Source organism: Streptomyces sp. NPDC058086, from assembly GCF_042885015.1.
Taxonomy (GTDB): Bacteria; Actinomycetota; Actinomycetes; order Streptomycetales; family Streptomycetaceae; genus Streptomyces.
Genome location: NZ_JBHVST010000277.1, coordinates 1 through 1784, shown reverse-complemented (window position 1 = coordinate 1784; position 1784 = coordinate 1). Strand labels below are relative to the sequence as shown.

At 69.5% G+C, this 1784-nt stretch carries 1 protein-coding gene; it reads right to left on the bottom strand.

Annotated features, from left to right (window positions below; genetic code table 11):
* Positions 1-18 precede the first annotated feature (18 nt).
* Positions 19-1641, bottom strand: coding sequence for an IS1182 family transposase (locus ACFVWD_RS58205; RefSeq protein WP_355317580.1), 1623 nt, complete (start codon positions 1639-1641; stop codon positions 19-21).
* Between the last annotated feature and the right edge of the window lie 143 nt (positions 1642-1784).

Genomic DNA, 1784 nt, shown 5'->3' with positions numbered 1-1784 from the left:
GTGACTCTGCTGGTCTTTTCACGGTGACGCGAGTGAGAGGCGGAGGGTGTCGAGGCGTGAGGTCCAGCTGCCGCCGAGCGGGGTTCCGGAGAGCCATGCGTCGATGCGGACGAGGTTGAGGGCCATCGCGGTGAGTACGTGTTGCAGGTGGGTTTTGGCAGTCCCCTTGTAGCGCGCGTGGTGGACGTCGCAGCGGCGGGATGCCTGGGACATGGTGCCCTCGATTCCCGAGCGCAGGGCATATTGCTCCCGCCAGGTGTCGGTGGACTGCTCGGCACGCAGGCGCTGTTGTGCCTCGAACTGAGGGCGGGGGCGGAAGGTCAGGGACCGGGCATTGACCGTCGAGCGGGTGCAGCGGGCGCGCTGCGGGCAGGGGGTGCAGTCCGGGAGACGGAAGGTGACCTGGATGGTCGGCAGTCCATCGGCGCTGATGGACTCGCGCCAGTTACGGCTGATCGCGCCGGTGGGACAGGTGACATGACGCTGGCCAAAGTCGACGGTGAAGTGTGTCAGGTCGTAGGCGTCCGGGTCGCGGGTCTGCCACTGGTGACCGGCGGGGACGGGCCCGAACAGGTCGACGCCGTGGACAGCAGCGGCATCAAGGATGTGGTCGACACTGACGTAGGCGGCGTCCACCAGCTCCCGGTTGGGCAGCAGGTCGGCGGCGGCCAGGTCCGCATGGCGTGCGGTGACGGTCTCCACGTCGCTCAAGGTGGCCGCGGTCGTGGCGACATGGACGATGACGTGAGGCCGGTCCGGCTCGCAGACCTCGGTGAAGTGTCCCTTGAATCCTCGCCAGCCCATGCCCCGCTTGATGCCGTAGCGGGCGTCGGCGTCATACGGACTGCCGATCGCGGTCGCGCTGGGCGGAAGGTCGCTCTTGCCGCGCCAGCGGTGGCCGTGCTGGTCACGGTAGTACTGCTGGACCCAGACCTGGCGCAGGACCTGCAGTGCGGGAAGCTCGCACAGCCAGGCCGGGGCGGTGGGGTGGTGGACCGCGTCCAGGAGCCGATAGCCGTCGGCGCCCACGGCGGTGGCCAGTGCGGTGCGGGCAGCCTCAGACTGGGGCAGCCGGTAGTCGTCCGCGCGCTTCGCGTACCGGTCCCACCAGGCGGCCGGGGCGTGTTCGAGTAGCCAGACCGGGGCGGCGACCGCCAGGGTTTCCAGGGCCGCGCGCATCGTCTCCATCGCCAGTTCCAGGCGGTTCAGCAGGCGGACTGCGGCGTGCACGTGGGTGGCGTCGGTGCGCTGCCGCCCGCCGCGCTCGAGCAGCCCGTGTTCTCGCAGGTGCCGCAGCAGCAAGGTCAGCAGCCGGTCCGTCTGACCGTCCTGCCTGGTCAGGCGAGTGCGGAACTCGCTGAGTACCGAGGCATCGAATCCGGGGTCCTCCAACCGCAGGCCCAGGAGGAACTTCCAGTCCACCCGCCCTCGCACGGCCTCCGCGGCCTGGCGGTCCGTCAGGCCCTCGGCGTACTGCAGTACCGAAACCATGACCAGCCGGGCCGGCGAGGTGGCAGGATGCCCGCGGGTCGCGAACAGGTGGGCGAACTGCTCGTCGACGAAAACCTCGCCCAGCGCGTCGCGCATCCGGATCGCCAGCGAGCCCTTCGGGAACGCGGCCCGCGCCACCCGCTCCGTCAACGCCGGAACCTCATAACCGGGCCTGGACCACAACGACATCACGGATCACCCCCACCGGATCCCCGCGAACGCCTATCCGCCCTCACCGTCCCGTCCTCACGAAGATCACGCAAGACTCTCCGTGAAAAGACCAGCAGAGTCCG